Source organism: Emticicia fontis, assembly GCF_054779675.1.
This window is the reverse complement of record NZ_BAAGXU010000012.1, coordinates 1-17,384: the sequence shown is the minus strand read 5'-3', so window position 1 is coordinate 17,384 and position 17,384 is coordinate 1. Positions and strand designations below refer to the sequence as shown.

Sequence of the window (17,384 nt, the reverse complement as noted above, 5' to 3'; positions counted from 1 at the left end):
TTTAGAATAAAATATAAAAGTCACTCTTTTGTATTTTATATAATTGATATTATATTTTTTACTTTTACGAAGTAGCGATTTTATTTATAAAGTGTAGAAATGAAAGAACCCGAAAAAGAAAATATTACGATTAGTTATACAGCCCTAGTTCAGATTCTTTGGAAAGAAAAAATTTTCTTTTTATTGATAGTAATTCTTTTCATGGGATTTGGTCTTTTACATGCTTTTTTGGCAAAAGAGCAATTTGTTTCAGAGGGGAAGATATTACCAGAAATACAATCCAAAACTGGCAAACTTGATAATTTAGCTGGCCTTGCTTCTTTAGCAGGTATAGATGTTAATAATATGGATGGTTCAGATGCCATTCGTCCGGATATCTATCCTTATATATTAAAAAGTACTCCATTTTTTTTGGCACTTTTTCAACAAGACATAAAGACCAAGGATAATAAAACTTTAAAATTTCAAGATTATTATCATCAGTATATTGAAGACGGGAAAGAAATTACTGAAAAAAATCTTCGTAAATACCCAGTTAAAGAAGATGGTTTCTTAGTTCTGAATCGATTGAGTGAAAGAAGAATAGAAAAACTAGAAAAACTTATTGACGCTAGTATAGATATAAAAAGTGGTATTATCAGTATTTCTGTAAAAATGCCAGATCCTGTTGTTGCGGCTAAAGTTGCTCATTTCTCAATGCAATACCTAACCGACTATATTACCAAGTACAGAACAGACAAACAGAAGAAAGATGTAGATTTCTTAGAAGCAAAGGTACAAGCAGCCAAAGGGAAATATTATTCCAGCCAGACTCAGAAAGCAAAATATAGTGACCAGTTTCAATTGCCAACTATCAGGTTACAATCTGCTGATATTCAACGCGAGCGTATTGAGGCTGATTATCGTACTAATTCTACTTTTTATAATGAATTACTAAAAAAATACGAGGAAGCGAAAATCAGATTGCAGCAAGAAACACCTGTTTTTCAAGTATTGGAGCCTCCAACCACTCCAGCAGAAAAGACAGAACCTAAAAGAGCATTAATCTTGATTTCTTATATATTTTTAGGCGGACTTATTGCCATCATTGCAACTTTAATAAAAAACAAAAATTTCAAACAAGTAATATTTATTTAATTGATTTATAATGAACTTAAATAATGTACAAATTACCGTAATTGGTCTAGGATATGTTGGATTGCCACTAGCAATTGAATTCGGAAAAAAATATTCAACTGTAGGGTTTGATATCAACCAACAACGTATGGATGAGCTAAAAAAAGGTCATGATCGTACTCGAGAGGTTGAAAAATCACAATTTGCAGAATCAGTTCATTTATCATTTTCTTCAAATATAGAAGATATTAGAAATAGTAATATTTATATTGTTACGGTTCCTACTCCTATCGATAATTTCAAAAAGCCGGATTTAAAGCCATTACTTTCAGCTACTAAAACAGTAGGAACAGTTTTGAAAAAGGGTGATATTGTAATATATGAGTCGACTGTATATCCAGGTTGTACAGAAGAAGATTGTGTACCTATCTTGGAGAAAGAAAGTGGATTAAAATTCAATCAGGATTTCTTCTGTGGATATTCTCCAGAAAGAATTAATCCAGGTGATAAACATCACACTTTGACTAAAATCAGAAAAGTAACTTCAGGAAGTACTGCAGAAACTGCTGACTTTGTTGACAGCCTTTATAATTCTATTATTGAAGCTGGCACTTTTAAAGCTCAATCATTAAAGGTTGCAGAAGCGGCAAAAGTAATTGAGAATTGTCAAAGAGACATTAATATTGCTTTTGTTAATGAATTAGCCTTAATATTCAATGAAATGAATATTGATACGGCTTCTGTATTGGAAGCTGCCGGTACTAAATGGAACTTTTTAAACTTTAGACCAGGTCTTGTTGGTGGGCATTGCATTGGTGTAGATCCATACTATTTGACACATAAGTCAGAATCACTTGGCTATCACCCACAGGTTATATTATCAGGAAGAAGAATCAATGATAATATGGGTAAACATATAGCAAGCAGAACTGTAAAGCTTTTAATTAAGAACGGAAAATCTGTAAATAAATCTAAAGTTCTTATACTAGGTATTACTTTTAAAGAAAATTGCCCTGACATTCGCAATTCTAAAGTAATTGATATTATCAATGAATTAAAAGATTACGAAGTAAATCTGAGCATATATGATCCTTGGGCCGACCACGAAGAGGTTAAGCACGAATATGGAATAGAATTAACGTCTTCAGTTGACATTAATGATTTTGATGGAATTGTGCTAGCCGTATCTCATAATGAATTTAAAGAAGAATCGATGCTTAGTCAATTAAATCAATTCAAAGGAATTATATTTGACATCAAAGCATTTTATCCAGAAGAGATTTCAACTTATAGATTGTAATAATGTACGAAATAAAATATCACCATACAAGCTTAGAAGACAAATCTTTTCTGGTAACAGGAGGGGCAGGTTTTATTGGGTCTAATATTGTTGAGTACTTACTTAAATTTAAAGCAAAAAAAGTACGAGTACTTGATAATTTTGCTACCGGTAGTAGAGAAAATCTAAAAGACTTTGTAGATAATCCAGCGTTAGAGATATTAGAAGGAGATATTAGAGATTTAAGCACTTGTCAAGCTGCTTGCAAGGATATTGATTATATAACACATCAGGCAGCCTTAGGGTCTGTTCCTCGTTCTATTCAAGATCCTATTACAACTAATGAGGTAAATATTACGGGCTTTCTAAATATGTTAGTTGCTGCGCGAGATAATAAAGCCAAGAGATTTGTATATGCTGCTTCAAGTTCCACTTACGGTGATAGTAAAGAATTGCCTAAAAGAGAAGATCGCATAGGTGCTCCTTTGTCACCCTATGCGATAACAAAACTGGTAAATGAACTATACGCCAATATTTTTGCGAATTTATATAACATCCAGACAATCGGGTTAAGGTATTTTAACATATTTGGACCAAAACAAAGTCCAACAGGACCTTATGCCGCGGTTATACCTTTGTTTATACAATCTGCAAAAGAGAATAATCCACCCTTTATTAATGGTGATGGTGAAACTTCAAGAGACTTTACATTCGTTGAAAATGCTGTACAGGCAAATATTTTGTCTTTACTGACAGAAGAACCTAATAATATCAATCAAGTATATAATGTAGCTTGCGGAGAACGTATTACATTAAATCAATTGTGGGAGACTATCAATAGCATAAACGAGTCAGATATTAAACCTATATACCGTGAAACGCGATCAGGAGATATTAAGCATAGCTTAGCAGATATTAGTAAATCAAGAACTTTGCTTGGCTATGATCCAAAGGTATCAGTTAGAGATGGGATAGAGAGGACGTTTAAATTATTTTGATTTATAATTTATTAGTGTAATTTCTAAAAATTACTATTTGAATAATAATAGTTGTTAGAAATTGCACTAAAATAATGGCTTTTATGTAAGTAGAATTATTCTTTTAGACCTCCGAACAAGCAAGACTTTAATTTTTTAAAAGATATTTCTTAAGAAATATTATTGTAAGGAATATATCTCAAATTAAAAAGTAAATGAAGAAATTTAGAATTTTATATGTTTAGGGCGATCAAATTTATTAACAAGTTAGTAAGTAGAAATCGAACAATTATCAATAATTTCTTGGGATTGTCTACCATCAATGGTATAAATTTATTATTCCCAATTTTAGTTACACCAATCCTGATTCAAAAAGTAGGGCTTGAAAATTTTGGAAAAATAGCATTTATTCAGACAATTGGATTATATCTCAAAACAATAATTGATTTTGGTTTTGAATCAATATTAATTTTTAGAAATGTTAATAATAAAGATATTAAAATAAACAGTGATTTTTCTACAACATTATTTCTTCGAATTGTTTTCTTCTTAGCTGGCACATTAATATTTGGAATATTTATAATTATTTTTACAGATATTGAGAAACATTTATTCATATCTACAATAATTTTGTCCTTTACCTATATAATAAATATTAATTGGGTATTTATTATAAAGAGTAAAACTAAGATAATTGCTGTTATATTATTTTTCACCAAACTTTTATATTTTTTACTCATAGTTCTTTTTATTAAGGAAAAAAAAGATTTCATCTTAGCTAATGATTTTTTAACAATTACAAATGTAATTTCAACATTAGTCATTCTCTTATTTGCTATTTATAATAGGTATATTAAATTAATTATTCCTAGTTTTTTATCTTATCTGTATTATTTAAAACATGGGATGTGGCTATTTTTACCCATTTTAATATCTACGACCTATTCTTCTTTATCTGTATTGACATTGGGTTTTTTTTACACTAAAAAAGAGTTAGGAATATATAGTATATCTGAAAAAATAGTACTGGCTTTTATCTCAATAATAAATGTTTTTAATATTGCTAATTTTCCGATTTTATCAAAAACTTTTAAACAAGACAAATTTGTATTTTTTAATGCTTTTAAACGATTTGAAAAACTACTATTATTTATTGGTTTTTTAACTGCTATAATAGTTTTCATATCTTCTAAACTAGTTGTATCATTTCTGCTAAGTGAGAATCAGGAAGATGCAGTCTCTAAAATTAAAATAATGTGTTTTGCTATAATATTCTCTCCTTTTGGTGGATATTATAATCAATTATTCATACTATTAAATAGAAAATATGTAATTGCAATATTGACAGCTATATATCTTAGTATAAGTTTAACTTTAATAATCATCATTTCGAAATATCTTAGTTTTGATTATTTTGGCTATAATTATCTATTTACACAAGTAGCTGTATTTATGATTGGATTCTTTACTTGTAGACATTTTTTAAACAAAGAGATTTCCACTTTAAATAATTAAATCATTAGCTATTTCATTAAAAAATCCTACTCCGAAACAACTCCTAGAACACACTTTGGAAGAATTACAAATATTCATTGGAGTCTTTATATTCACTAGCATATACTTTACTATAATAGGTTTGGTAGTAGCGTAATTAAAAATTGGACACAAAAATAAGTTAACTACTTAACTTTGTGTACTATGACAAAACATCGGAAGAAATGGACTCCGGAGAAGAAAATGGAGATTCTGGATTACAAGAAGACGTATGGACTTACGAAGACTTCACGAAAGTTTGAAGTAAGTACGGTAAGCATCCTTAATTGGGAGAAGGTTTATTCAGAACAAGGCCCAGAAGGTTTTAAAAAAGGCGCCAAGACCTCACTTGAAAGAGAACTTCAGCAACTTCGCAGGGAGAATCGGGACTTAAAAGCAATAGTGGCTGAAAAAGACTTAGCCATTCGTGTAAAGGATTCTTTATTAAAAAAAGCCAGCAACGAAAATAGAGAAAATGATGGTGGTAGAGGATTTTCAGGAAACAGGTTTTCCATTAAGTTGTCTGTTAAAGCTGGCGGGTTTGGCTCGTAGTACCTACTACTATATTTCTAAGGGAATCAAACCAGGCAAAATAGCAAGTTCTTTTATAGTAAATTCTTCTGGAAGTAGACATTCTTTGCAAGCAATAAAGCAAGAGATTGAAACACTGCTTTCAGGGGAATTTGTAGATTATGGACGGTTCGACGATTCGATATTATAAAACCTACATCTATCTTATTCAGGAATTAGGCTATCAAATTGGTTCTTGTAGTGTTTATAAGCTAATGATCTATTAAAGTATCAACGAGCAGGAAGAATCAGAGGCAAACGAAATTGGGTGAAAGATTTGGTACCTAATCCTTTAACTGAGTTTTTGTTTCTGGAATTTGATGTTAAATATATGTATGTGAGTGGCAAAAGAGCTAATGTACAGGTGTTGAAGATGTTAGATATTTATAGCAGATGGAATATGGGACATTTTATCAACTGGTCTATTAAAGCCAACGATGTAATTGATCTATTTGAGGAAATCTTTCAGAATTATCAAATGCCTGAATATTTTATTGTAAGGAATGACAATGGTAGCCAATTTGAGGCTGATATAGTTCAGCAATACATGAGAACTAAAGGGGTGGTTCAAGAGTTTACTCTGCCCGCAACTCCAAAGCAAAATGCACATATTGAGTCGTATCATTCAATACTGGAAAGTGCTGTTTGTCAGAGAATGGAATTTGAAAATTTAGAAAATGCAAGAGACATTATGAACCGTTTCAGAGAGTTTTATAATTTTAACAGAATTCATGGAGGATTAGGATTTAAAAGCCCTTATAAATATCTAATCCATAAGAATGTTGACATGAAAAATCCCATTCTCAAAGAAAATTTACAAAATTATTAAATCAATTATAGTGTCCAATTAATTGCATTTGAAACAGTTTAATTAATTTATCTTTATCGATACTGCTAAATTTACTTTTTAATGAGTTATGAAAAATAAAATTTTCAAAAGTAAATCTCCAAGAATATTTTTCATTTTGCCAACTTTAAAAGGAGGGGGGGCAGAAAAAAATACTATCAATATATTAAATTCGATTGATCTGAATTTTTATAATGCTAGCTTAATTATATGCGGGGGAGAGAACAATTATGGTCAGTTATTACCTAAAAATCTAGATATTATATATCTCAAAAAAAAAAGTGTTAAACATGCAATTTTTAATATTTACAAAATTCTCAGTAAAGAACGTGTAGATATTGTATTCACTACTTCAGAGCATTTAAGTACGTTTATTGTACTTTTTAAAAAAGTTTTTAGCAAGAAATTCATATCAATCACTAGAGTACCTACTTTACCAAGCAATAAATTAGCCCAAAATATAAAGTCTAAAATCGTATCAAAGCTAAGTTATTATACTTATAAATTTGCTGATGTTGTAATATCACAATCAGAACAAATGAAAGAAGAACTTGTAAATATTCTTAATATAAAGGAGAGTAAAATAGCTGTTATACCGAATTTAGTGAATCAAAGCCAAATCCATCAATTATCAATACAGGAAAGGTCTAATTTCGTAGAATCTGATTATAATGTTGTTAGTGTAGGAACACTTGGCCCAGCAAAAGGTTTCGATTTATTAATAAAAGCATTGCCAAATGTGGTAAAACAAATTCCAACATTAAAGTTACATATACTTGGCGAGGAAGGGAGTAATAAAGGCTATAAGCAATTTTTAACTGACTTAATTATAAGTTTAAACCTAGAAAATCGTGTAATTTTGCATGGATTTAAATCTAATCCCTATCCGTTCTTAAAAGATGCAAACCTATTTATTTTATCTTCAAGAAAAGAGGGCTTCCCCAATGTTGTATTAGAGGCTTTGTCACTTGGCACTGTCGTGTTAGCAACAAACTGCGTGAGTTTTAATAATATCATTTTTGATTATAAAAATGGATTAGTAGTAGAAAAGAATAGTGTTAAGTCTTTAGAAAATGGTATTATAGAATGCCAACAACTATCAAAACAAAATCCAACAGTTTTAGAAAATTTTAACTTTAATAATTGGCTTATCAAACAACTGAATAAAAATGCAGAATAAATTGAAAGTACTACAAGTAATAACTAGTCTTTCAACTGGAGGAGCAGAAAAACTTTTAGTTGATAGCCTAGATGTATATATAAAAAATAATATAGAAGTTGATGTATTAACTATTAGCAGTAAAGAAACTCCATTTTCACAAAAAATAAAGAATAACTCTTCTACCAACTTATTTTGCTTGACAAACAAGAGTGTTTATAACCCATTATTAATTTTTAAGCTAATTCCTTACTTAAAAAGATATAATATAATTCATGTACATCTATTTCCAGCACTCTATTGGGTGGCTTTAGCAAAATTTTTCAGTTTCTCTACCACTAAGATTATTTATACTGAACATAGTACCTCTAATAAAAGACGAACTTCAACTTTTTTCAAATTTACTGATAAAATAATTTATAGTATCTATAATAAGATAATTACAATAGCTGAAGAAGTTGATTTAAACTTAAAAAAGCATTTAAATAGTTCTTCATCAGAAAATTTTCAGATGATTAAAAATGGCATTGATACTATTTTATTTTTTAATTCGAATTCATACCCTAAAACAGATTTCTTTAATGAATCTGATAAAATACTAATTCAAGTATCTAGTTTTAGGAAAGAAAAAGATCATGAAACTCTCATAAGAGCAATGGTTGAATTGCCAGAGAATGTTAAATTAATTTTAGTTGGTGATGGATATTTAAAAGAATATTGTATTAACTTAGTAAACTCCTTAAATATAGGAGAAAGGGTAAAATTTTTGGGTCTCAGAATGGATGTCCCTAGATTACTCAAAACAAGTGATATTGTTATTCTATCATCTGTGCATGAAGGTTTATCTTTATCTAGTATTGAAGGGATGGCGGTTGGAAAACCTTTTATTGCCTCAAACGTACCAGGATTACGAGAAGTAGTTCAAGGTGTAGGGTTGTTATTCGAAAAAGGAAATTCAAAAGAGCTAGCTAACCATATAATAGAGTTAATCAACGATAAGAATTATTATAATGAGATTGCTCAAAAGTGTTATATCCATTCTCAAAACTATGATATCAATCAAATGGTGAATTCATATATAACAGTTTATAGAGCGCTTACTTAAGACTTAAGTTCTTATTCTATATAAAACAAGACATATATTCTCAAGACTTATATTAGTGGCCTAAATTTCAAGAAAAATATATAAAGTTATGTGCAGAATCATTGGAGTTCTAAATAAAAAAGTATCTGAAAATCTCATCGTAAAAATGAGAGATGAACTCTCCTATGGAGGACCTGATGACGCTGGAGTATTCTGTAATCAATCAAGTGGAATAGGTTTAGGTCATAGAAGACTAGCAATTATTGATTTAACCGAAGCTGGTCATCAGCCAATGTTCTATAAAGATTTAGTAATTGTATTTAATGGAGAAATTTACAATTACCAAGAAGTAATGTTAGAGCTTCAAAAAGAAGGTTATGAGTTCCAATCAAAATCAGATACTGAAGTAATACTAAAATCTTTTGAATGCTGGGGATATGATTGCGTGAATAAATTTAGAGGTATGTTTTCCTTCGCAATCTGGAATCAAAAAACAGAAAAGCTTTTACTATGTAGAGATAGGGTTGGTGTTAAACCATTATATTGGTATTATAAAGATGGTTTATTTATGTTTGCTTCTGAGATAAAGGCCTTTCATAAACATCCGGATTTTGATAAAACTATTGATCAGAGAGCAGTCTCTCTTTATTTACAAACCGGATATATTAAAGCTCCATTTAGCATTTTTACCTATGCACACAAACTAGAACCAGGAGCGTTTCTAGAAGTTGATAAAGATTTCAACATAAAAACCTGGAAATATTGGGACGTTAGAGAGAAATATAATAATACTAAACTAAATACTGATTCTGAGACTGATATCATTAACCAATGTGAAGATGTATTAACAGAAAGTTTTCAATTGAGAATGGTTGCCGATGTACCTGTCGGGGTATTTTTAAGCGGAGGCATAGATTCATCTTTAGTTACTACACTTCTTCAAAAAGAATCACAAGTACCATTAAATACCTTTACTATTGGTTTTGAAGATAAAAGGTTTAATGAGGCCGTTCATGCTAAAAATGTTGCCAAAACACTAGGAACAAACCATACTGAGTTATATTGTAAAGAAAAAGATTTTATTGATATAATTCCCCAACTATCAGATATGTATGATGAGCCATTTGGGGATAGTTCAGGAATTCCAACTTTTTTAGTTTCTCAACTTGCACGTAAGTATGTCACTGTTTCATTATCTGCAGATGGAGGTGACGAAATATTTACTGGCTACAGTAGATACCTACGCACTCAAAATCATTACAAAAAAATTACATCTATACCTTATCCCATAAGATATGCTGGAGGAAATCTATTAGATAAATTAACCATGAAGCAAATTGAAAGAACAGCTAATCTTATAGGGAATGGTTTTTCTAATAACTTAAATATTAAATTACCGAGACTGATTGAAACGTTAAAAGCAAAAAATGAAATTGATTTTCTGTATAATTCCACCTCATATATGACTCCTAAAGAGTTAAAGGAAATCCATCCATTAGTTGAACCTATCTTTAATAAAGATATTGCATTATTTAATCAACGCTCCTATTCGTCTTTTGGCATTGTTGATATTGAATCATATTTAGAAGGAGATATTCTTACAAAAATAGACAGAGCAACCATGCAAATTGCTTTAGAAGGAAGAGAGCCGTTTTTAGATCATAAGATAATAGAATTTGCTTTAGGGATACCAAACCATTTAAAATTGAGAGATGGGAAGGGGAAATGGATATTACGCCAAATACTCTATAAGTATCTTCCGAAAGAATTAATTGATAGGCCTAAACAAGGCTTTGCCATACCTTTAGATAAGTGGATTTCAACTCTATTGATGAAAGAATTGTTAGACCTAACAAACGATAAAGATTTTTTTGAATTATTTTCTTTAAATCAATCAGCCATTACTGCAATTATTAAGAATTACGCAATAGGTAAATATCAAAAACCATCATTTATCTGGTATATATATATATTAAATCAGTGGTATAAACATTGGCTAAAATAAATTATTTGGATGATAAATGGGTTGTGTAGTATTTATGAAAATTATACTACACATAATAACGTTATTGATAAGAATCACCTAGTTTAAGATCAATTTATTTATATACTGAGTTTTTTTAGAATAAATAGAAGATTTCCGAATTAAGATAAATAAAGACATCAACCATCATAATTTATGTGAGCTTATTTAGGCTTAGAACTATGCCCAATATTTAAACATACGATTATAAATGTAAATGTATTGCTTTTTAAATGCTAATTCTGGATTTATAAGAAAGAGTTTCGTCTGATTATAAATAAAAAGAAATAAGTATAAGGAATAAATTATTTAATAATATTAGTTAACTTTCCCCAAAATGTAAACATATGGGAAGAGTTTTAACAATAGAACTAATAGTTGAGCAAAAAGCAGAATTAGAGCATTTTTACAAACAAAGTACTAATCATATTTTACGACAACGTTGTCAAATTATTTTACTTAAATCAGCTAATCGTAAGACTTCAGACATCTGCGATATTGTTGGAATCAAGAGTCAGAATCAAGTCAATAAATGGATAAAACCTTATAAAAAGCATTATTTAGCACTTGGAATAGAGATACTTCGTAATAAAGAAGGCCAAGAACGTAAACCAATTTTCGACTCTGAAAATGAAGCTCAACTTATTAAGAATGTTGTCATCAGTGAGCGACAAAAATTAACAAATGCCAAAGAGATATTCGAAAAAGAACTTAACAAGATGTTCAATATCAAAACATTAAGGAATTTTTTAAAAACCTTGGCTGGCGATATAAACGTATAAGATTGCGACCCAAAGGTCAACCAGATGCTGAATTGTTGAGTATTAAAAAAGGACAACTTAAGCTTTTAGAACAACAAAGTCAGTTAAGCAACATTGAACTATTTTATGGTGATGAAACAGGTATTAGTGAATTAGGATATGTGCCTTATGGATGGCAGGCAAAAGATGAAAATATCTCCATAAGGGCTAATCGTGGACAACAGCTGCGGCGGCGAACCGATTAACTGCTTTGGAATACTTTCAAGAACCAATACCTTGTTCTATAAAACAACTATAAACAGCATTAATGCTGACTTTATAGTCGATTTTATGGAAGATTTTTCTTTTAAAATCCAAAAACATACAGTCGTTGTATTGGACAATGCTCGTATTCACATTGCTCAAAAAGTCAAATAACGTTTAACGTTTTGGCAAAAAAGAGGACTTTATCTTTTTTATCTGCCTCCTTATTCGTCACATTTAAACATTATAGAAAGATTATGGAAAGAATTGAAGGCTGGTTGGCTGAAACCTGTTGACGATACTTCTTTCGATAACCTTCGGTATGCGATTGTCTCTTGTTTAAATCAGGTAGGTTCCAAACTGAAAATTAGATTCTCAAAATATTGTTAATTAATTCTTTGCTCGTACTTAGAAGAAAATATTGATACAAGTTTTAGGAGTACAAAAAGTGAATTAGAAATTGATGTATATTTATACTTTGATAAAGAATTTTATAGTAAACGTACTGTTAAAACAGGCAAACGCTCGGGTATATAGTTTTAAAGGATTATTAGTTAGATTTGAGACAAAGGTTGCAAATTGGACAGTTTTAGCTTTAATTTCATTCCCTATCCAATTTCTACCCAAAATTCAAACAAAAATATAATACTAAACACGTTCGATTTTATGATTTTTAACTCTATTGATTTCTTGATTTTTTTTTCTATCGTATTTTTTCTTTTTTACTTTTCATATGGAGTTACCAGAGGATTAGTCCTTCTTATATCTAGTTGTATCTTTTATATGTGGTTTATACCAGTATATGTAATTATTCTATTTATTACAATTTTTATAGATTACTATGCTGCAATTCATATTGAGGACAGCAAAAATAAGGCTGGGAGAAAGAAGCATCTTGTTATAGGAATCGTTAATACATGTATTGTCTTATTTTTTTTTAAATACTATAACTTTTTTATAGATAATTTAAATTACATAGGCTTCACTAGTATTAAACACTGGGATATTATACTTCCAATAGGGTTATCTTTCCATGTATTTCAAAGTTTAAGTTATGTAATTGAAGTATATAGAGGCAATATTAAAGCCGAAAGAAATCTCCTTAATTACTCTAACTTTGTAATGATGTTTCCACAACTAGTAGCTGGTCCTATTGAAAGAGCAGATAATATTTTACCTCAATTGCGTAACAATAATCATAATATATCATATTCAGATTTTTCAATAGGATTCAGTCGTTTTTTTTGGGGATTATTTAAGAAAGTTGCTGTTGCAGATGTAGTTAGTCAATTTGTTGATGCTGCTTATGATAATTATTATCAGCATTCAGGAATTACATTATTAGTAGCTACTTTTTTATTTGCTATTCAAATATACTGTGATTTTTCAGGATATTCCGATATGGCCATTGGGATTGCCCGAATGCTAGGATTTAAATTTAGAGAAAATTTTTCTATACCCTACTTTTCTAAGAGTGTCACCGAGTTTTGGAGAAGATGGCATATTTCTTTGTCAAGTTGGTTAAAAGACTATATATATATATCTTTTGGGGGAAATAGAAAAGGAGCAATTAATACATATAGAAATCTTTTGCTTACAATGCTAATAGGAGGTCTCTGGCATGGTGCATCTTGGAATTTTGTTATCTGGGGAGGTCTAAACGGCATATATCTATCTTTAGAAAAAATGCTAAATATTTCTTTAAAAAATCCTGAAAATTTCATTATAAAATTGATGCGAGTAATGTATGTTTTTATTGCGATATGTTTTACTTGGATATTCTTTCGAGCAATAACTTTTTCTCAGGCGACATTCATTATTAGCAAAATTTTCACAGATTTATCTCTTAGGAAATTTAATCATTTAGATGGGTCTATTTTTCTTTCAATAATATCTGGAATTATACTATTAATTATTTTCGAGTTTTTCTTATTCAGAAAATATAGTTTTGATAGAATATACTTAATGAAATATGGAAAGAGATATTTAAATGTAATTACTATATTCTTTATCATATATACTCTTATGCAAGGAAATTTCAACGGGGCACAGTTTATCTATTTTCAATTCTAAATTATGAGAGCAATACTTTTAAAAGTGATAACAATTGTAATAATCCTAATTGTTATTGATAAGGGTTTTGGGGCTCTTTTCAATAATTTTATTTTTAAAAAAACAATTTCTGGTGAACGAGGGGGGAGTTTAAACTATTTATTAGAACGAAAGAAAAATATAGATTTTGTTATTTTGGGTTCTTCTCGCGCAAAACATCATATAAATCCAGATAGTTTATTTAATATTAATGGTGAGGGATTTAACGCAGGTATAAACGGGGCAGGAGGAGTTATATATTGTAGTGTAGCTTTAGAAGTAATATTGAAGCGAGGTATAAATCTTAAAACTGTAATCCTGCAGCTTGATTCGAGACAATTTATAGAATCAAATAATTGTGTTAAAGAAATGAGTGCTATCTATCCTTTTCTTTCTGAAAGTTCATTTTTAAGAGATTATGTTGAGCAAAGTGGTTGGAAAGAAAAAATTTTAAGTAATTCCGATTTTTATAAATTTAATAGTAAATACTATTTTCTTATTTTTAATTTTTTTAATCGAAATAAAGTTAAAGATGATAATGGATTTTCACCTTTAGGTGGGTCTTTAGATACATCAAAAATTATAAATCTACCTCTTAAAAAAATAAAATATGAAAGTTTTTCAGATATTAGGTTAGAGGCATTAAAGAATATTATTAGCATTTGCAAAAAAAATGTCATAAAATTATATATAGTTTTACCTCCTAATTTTAAAGAACTAAATAATGAGGAGTCTTTTTATAATAATATCCTTAAATCGTCTATTTATCAAAAAGCAAATTTTGTAAGAGTAATAGATATGAGTAACATTAAAAGTTTTAATGATTTAAGAAGCCCAGAGAATTGGAAAGATGGAGGACATCTTAACGAAATAGGTGCAAATAAATTTTCAAGTTATTTAAATGATAGCTTATTAATTAGATAAATGTGAATCAAGGGTTGAAATGATAAACAGCAAACAAGCAGCATTTTGTCAAATTGCAAAATGAGGTGGTGCTATAAAACGTTACACTTTTTTGCTTAAAAGAAGCAAAAAATGGAAAAAGAAAAGGAGTAGTCGACAATATTATGCGGCTGATTTCAAGGAAGAAATTATCAGGATGCTCAATTCTGGGAAAAAAGCCAGTGAAATTTCAAGAACATTTGGTATTGGACAAAATGTTCTTTACACTTGGAAGATGAAAGCAAAAACAAAAGTCAAGACCAAAACCACCGAAGAGCAAAGCAGCTACAGTTTAAAGCTAATAGCTGAAAACGAACGGCTTAAAAAAGAGAATGCAAGACTACAAGATGAACGAGACATTCTAAAAAAGGCCTTAGGTCTCTTCAGCATGTCCAGTTAAGAGACGTCTATGAGTTGATAAAAATGCTCAGTACGGACTACAAAGTTGCATTACTCTGTTTGATTTTTGAAGTAAGCCGAACGTCGTAATTATAATTTCAAAGCTGGGCGGAGTTATAATTTAGAGAGAAAATATACTCGTCCCAGACATGAAATTCGCTTAGAGTTTCTTAGAAATATGAAACGATATGGTTCAAGACGCATACAAGTAGTGTTGAGAACAAAAGGGTATAAATTAGGTCGTCGAACGGTTTCAAAAATCATGAAGGAAGAAGGCTTAAAAGCGATCCAGCCCAGGTCATTCATACCCAGAACGACCGATAGTAAACATGGTAAACGAGTTTGTGAGAACCTTTTATTGGATAAATCAAAGCCAACGTCACCGAATCAAGTATGGGTGTCAGATATTACCTATATGCCCATGAAAGGTGACAAGTGGGCATATTTATCTTCTTGGCAAGACTTATACAGCCGAGAAATTGTTGGTTGGAGCTTGGCAGATAATATGCGTGAAGAGATGGTCAGAGTCCCGTTAGAAAACGCTTTATTGAAAAGGAATGCTCCCAAAAACATGATAATTCATTCCGACCGTGGGGGGCAATATTTGTCAGATAATATCAAGAACATTGTGACTATCTTTGAGTTAAGACAAAGCATGAGTAGAGCCGATGACCCTTATGACAACGCTACGGCTGAGTCATTTTGGAGTAGATTAAAAGCTGAGTTAGATATGCCCAAAGGTGGTTATGCAAGTATCAAGGAATTACGTGGAATTTTGTTTGAATACATTGAAGGGTATTACAATCAAATGCGGTTGCATTCCTCTCTCAACTATCAAAGTCCACAAAGTTTTATGGAAAATTACTACAAAAAGGCAAGTTGAAAATTATTCTAAAACTCGCAAAAAGTGTAAAGCATAAAGGAACCACGTCAATTGAATAGGCAACCACTTAAACATATAGTTTCTACCCATTATTCGCATAATTAATTATTTTCGCTGAATATGCAATTAATTTTTATAATATTAAGTCTTTTAGGAATTATTTATATTCTTATAAAAAAAAGACAATTCGATTTTTTTTCAATTTCGTTCTTATCAGCTGTTGTCTATTTTACACCAGGTCTTGTAGGAAAGGTTATGAACCCTTATGCATATACCAAGCTAGACACACCAATATCTGATAAAACAATCTTAGTTTTTATATTAGTAGAAATTACAATATTTATAGGTATGGTTTTATACGATTTTTCAGAAAAATCGGACAGAAAATTTGATATAAAAAAACCAATATTATTTACATATACTTCTTTTTTTATAAGTCTAATAGCTTTTATAATAATGTATCTAAAATTCGGGAATATAGTTTTCAGTTTTGGTACTTATAATAAAAAAGAGGTTCTAGAACTTATGGCTGGAGACCGATGGAATCTTCTTTGGATATACTCTGCAAGTTTTTGTCTATTATCAGCTTGGCATGACAAATCTAAGATATTTATTAGTCTTTCAATACTTATGTTTTGTATACACTTAGTTATTGGTCATAGATCTAATGCTGCATTTATTTTCATTACTGTCACTACTATTTTACTGAGTGACATGACTAAAAATAAAACTTTAATAAAAATAATAAAAAAGCATGCATTAAAATTCATTTTATTTATAGTATCTATCACTTTTTTCTTCTTTATAAAGTTGATTTTACCATTATTAAAAGTTCTAAATTTTGAATATCTTTCGAAAAATGCGGAAAAGTCTGAGTATTGGATGTTAGCATTTACTAAATCTGAGCCTTTTTTAATTCAAGCAAACCTAAACAAAGTTTTAACTGCTGATATAACTACTGATGGCTATCATATATTTGATATTTTAAGCGTTTTGATACCTTTTTCTCCTGAAATTGGATTTGAAGCCTCTGGTAATACTTTTGGCAAGTATTTAAGTCAAGAAATGATATTTCCAGGAGTAAAATACGGAATAGCTAGCAACATATGGGCATCGATATGGACAGGCTATGGATGGATAGGGTTATATGTATTTATAATATTTTTCGTTATCATAATCGTATGGGCTTCTAATCTATTAAGATCAACAACAGGTTTTTTAAGAGGGTTTATTGCATTATTTTTTACGCAGTTTTTCTTTTATATTCATAGAAATGATTTATTTACACAAATAGGGCTTCAAAAAAGGACACTAATGCTCTTTATTACTTGTTTTATTATTTCTACGATTACTACACGAATATTAAAACTCCTATTAAAATAACGTGAGTTCGGGATTATTTTTTAATAAAAGCGGTAGGTTTAGTTTCATAAAAACAATAAGCTGCCAAAGCTCCAAAGATATGCACTATGGCATT

Annotated in this window: 15 protein-coding genes and 2 pseudogenes; all 17 read left to right on the top strand. The window is 29.9% G+C overall.

The features are described from left to right. The first annotated feature begins 99 nt into the window (after positions 1 to 99). The 17 genes and pseudogenes from ACYVFA_RS07505 to ACYVFA_RS07425 all read left to right on the top strand — a co-directional run bounded on the left by ACYVFA_RS07505 (position 100) and on the right by ACYVFA_RS07425 (position 17,290). The gene (locus tag ACYVFA_RS07505; RefSeq protein WP_460471196.1) at positions 100 to 1,137 is read left to right on the top strand and encodes a GumC domain-containing protein; all 1,038 of its coding nucleotides are present in this window, start codon (positions 100 to 102) and stop codon (positions 1,135 to 1,137) included. A gap of 10 nt (positions 1,138 to 1,147) precedes the next feature. Continuing rightward, the gene (gene tviB, locus ACYVFA_RS07500; RefSeq protein ID WP_460471195.1) at positions 1,148 to 2,416 is read left to right on the top strand and encodes a nucleotide sugar dehydrogenase; all 1,269 of its coding nucleotides are present in this window, start codon (positions 1,148 to 1,150) and stop codon (positions 2,414 to 2,416) included. A gap of 2 nt (positions 2,417 to 2,418) precedes the next feature. Next, positions 2,419 to 3,393 (top strand): SDR family oxidoreductase, encoded by a 975-nt coding sequence (locus ACYVFA_RS07495; RefSeq protein WP_460471194.1) that lies wholly within the window; start codon positions 2,419 to 2,421, stop codon positions 3,391 to 3,393. A gap of 216 nt (positions 3,394 to 3,609) precedes the next feature. Further along, on the top strand, positions 3,610 to 4,887 hold the full coding sequence (locus tag ACYVFA_RS07490) for an oligosaccharide flippase family protein (RefSeq protein WP_460471193.1): 1,278 nt from the start codon (positions 3,610 to 3,612) through the stop codon (positions 4,885 to 4,887). Positions 4,888 to 5,070: 183 nt separating this feature from the next. Next, positions 5,071 to 5,457, top strand: a complete 387-nt coding sequence (locus tag ACYVFA_RS07485) for a transposase (RefSeq protein ID WP_460471192.1) — start codon at positions 5,071 to 5,073, stop codon at positions 5,455 to 5,457. A gap of 286 nt (positions 5,458 to 5,743) precedes the next feature. Continuing rightward, the gene (locus ACYVFA_RS07480; protein WP_460471191.1) at positions 5,744 to 6,304 is read left to right on the top strand and encodes a transposase; all 561 of its coding nucleotides are present in this window, start codon (positions 5,744 to 5,746) and stop codon (positions 6,302 to 6,304) included. Between the two features lie 88 nt (positions 6,305 to 6,392). Continuing rightward, positions 6,393 to 7,502: a glycosyltransferase gene (locus tag ACYVFA_RS07475; protein WP_460471190.1), complete on the top strand. Its 1,110-nt coding sequence runs from the start codon at positions 6,393 to 6,395 to the stop codon at positions 7,500 to 7,502. Continuing rightward, positions 7,492 to 8,586 (top strand): glycosyltransferase family protein, encoded by a 1,095-nt coding sequence (locus tag ACYVFA_RS07470; RefSeq protein ID WP_460471189.1) that lies wholly within the window; start codon positions 7,492 to 7,494, stop codon positions 8,584 to 8,586. The genes ACYVFA_RS07475 and ACYVFA_RS07470 overlap by 11 nt, the downstream gene beginning before the upstream one ends. An 88-nt stretch (positions 8,587 to 8,674) precedes the next feature. Then, positions 8,675 to 10,570: an asparagine synthetase B family protein gene (gene asnB, locus ACYVFA_RS07465; RefSeq protein WP_460471188.1), complete on the top strand. Its 1,896-nt coding sequence runs from the start codon at positions 8,675 to 8,677 to the stop codon at positions 10,568 to 10,570. Between the two features lie 365 nt (positions 10,571 to 10,935). Next, on the top strand, positions 10,936 to 11,370 hold the full coding sequence (locus tag ACYVFA_RS07460; RefSeq protein ID WP_460471187.1) for a helix-turn-helix domain-containing protein: 435 nt from the start codon (positions 10,936 to 10,938) through the stop codon (positions 11,368 to 11,370). Positions 11,371 to 11,372: 2 nt separating this feature from the next. Then, positions 11,373 to 11,594 carry a hypothetical protein gene (locus ACYVFA_RS07455; protein WP_460471186.1) on the top strand — a complete coding sequence of 74 codons (222 nt, stop codon included), beginning with the start codon at positions 11,373 to 11,375 and terminating at the stop codon, positions 11,592 to 11,594. A 202-nt stretch (positions 11,595 to 11,796) separates the two neighbouring features. Continuing rightward, positions 11,797 to 11,982 (top strand): annotated as a pseudogene (locus ACYVFA_RS07450) (transposase); the annotation flags it as partial. 276 nt (positions 11,983 to 12,258) lie between these two features. Beyond that, positions 12,259 to 13,665 carry an MBOAT family O-acyltransferase gene (locus ACYVFA_RS07445; protein WP_460471185.1) on the top strand — a complete coding sequence of 469 codons (1,407 nt, stop codon included), beginning with the start codon at positions 12,259 to 12,261 and terminating at the stop codon, positions 13,663 to 13,665. Between the two features lie 3 nt (positions 13,666 to 13,668). Then, positions 13,669 to 14,607 carry a hypothetical protein gene (locus tag ACYVFA_RS07440; RefSeq protein WP_460471184.1) on the top strand — a complete coding sequence of 313 codons (939 nt, stop codon included), beginning with the start codon at positions 13,669 to 13,671 and terminating at the stop codon, positions 14,605 to 14,607. 91 nt (positions 14,608 to 14,698) lie between these two features. Next, positions 14,699 to 15,025: a transposase gene (locus tag ACYVFA_RS07435; protein ID WP_460471183.1), complete on the top strand. Its 327-nt coding sequence runs from the start codon at positions 14,699 to 14,701 to the stop codon at positions 15,023 to 15,025. 135 nt (positions 15,026 to 15,160) lie between these two features. Next, positions 15,161 to 15,907 (top strand): annotated as a pseudogene (locus tag ACYVFA_RS07430) (IS3 family transposase); the annotation flags it as partial. Between the two features lie 120 nt (positions 15,908 to 16,027). Further along, positions 16,028 to 17,290, top strand: coding sequence for a hypothetical protein (locus tag ACYVFA_RS07425; protein ID WP_460471182.1), 1,263 nt, complete (start codon positions 16,028 to 16,030; stop codon positions 17,288 to 17,290). Positions 17,291 to 17,384: the final 94 nt, after the last annotated feature.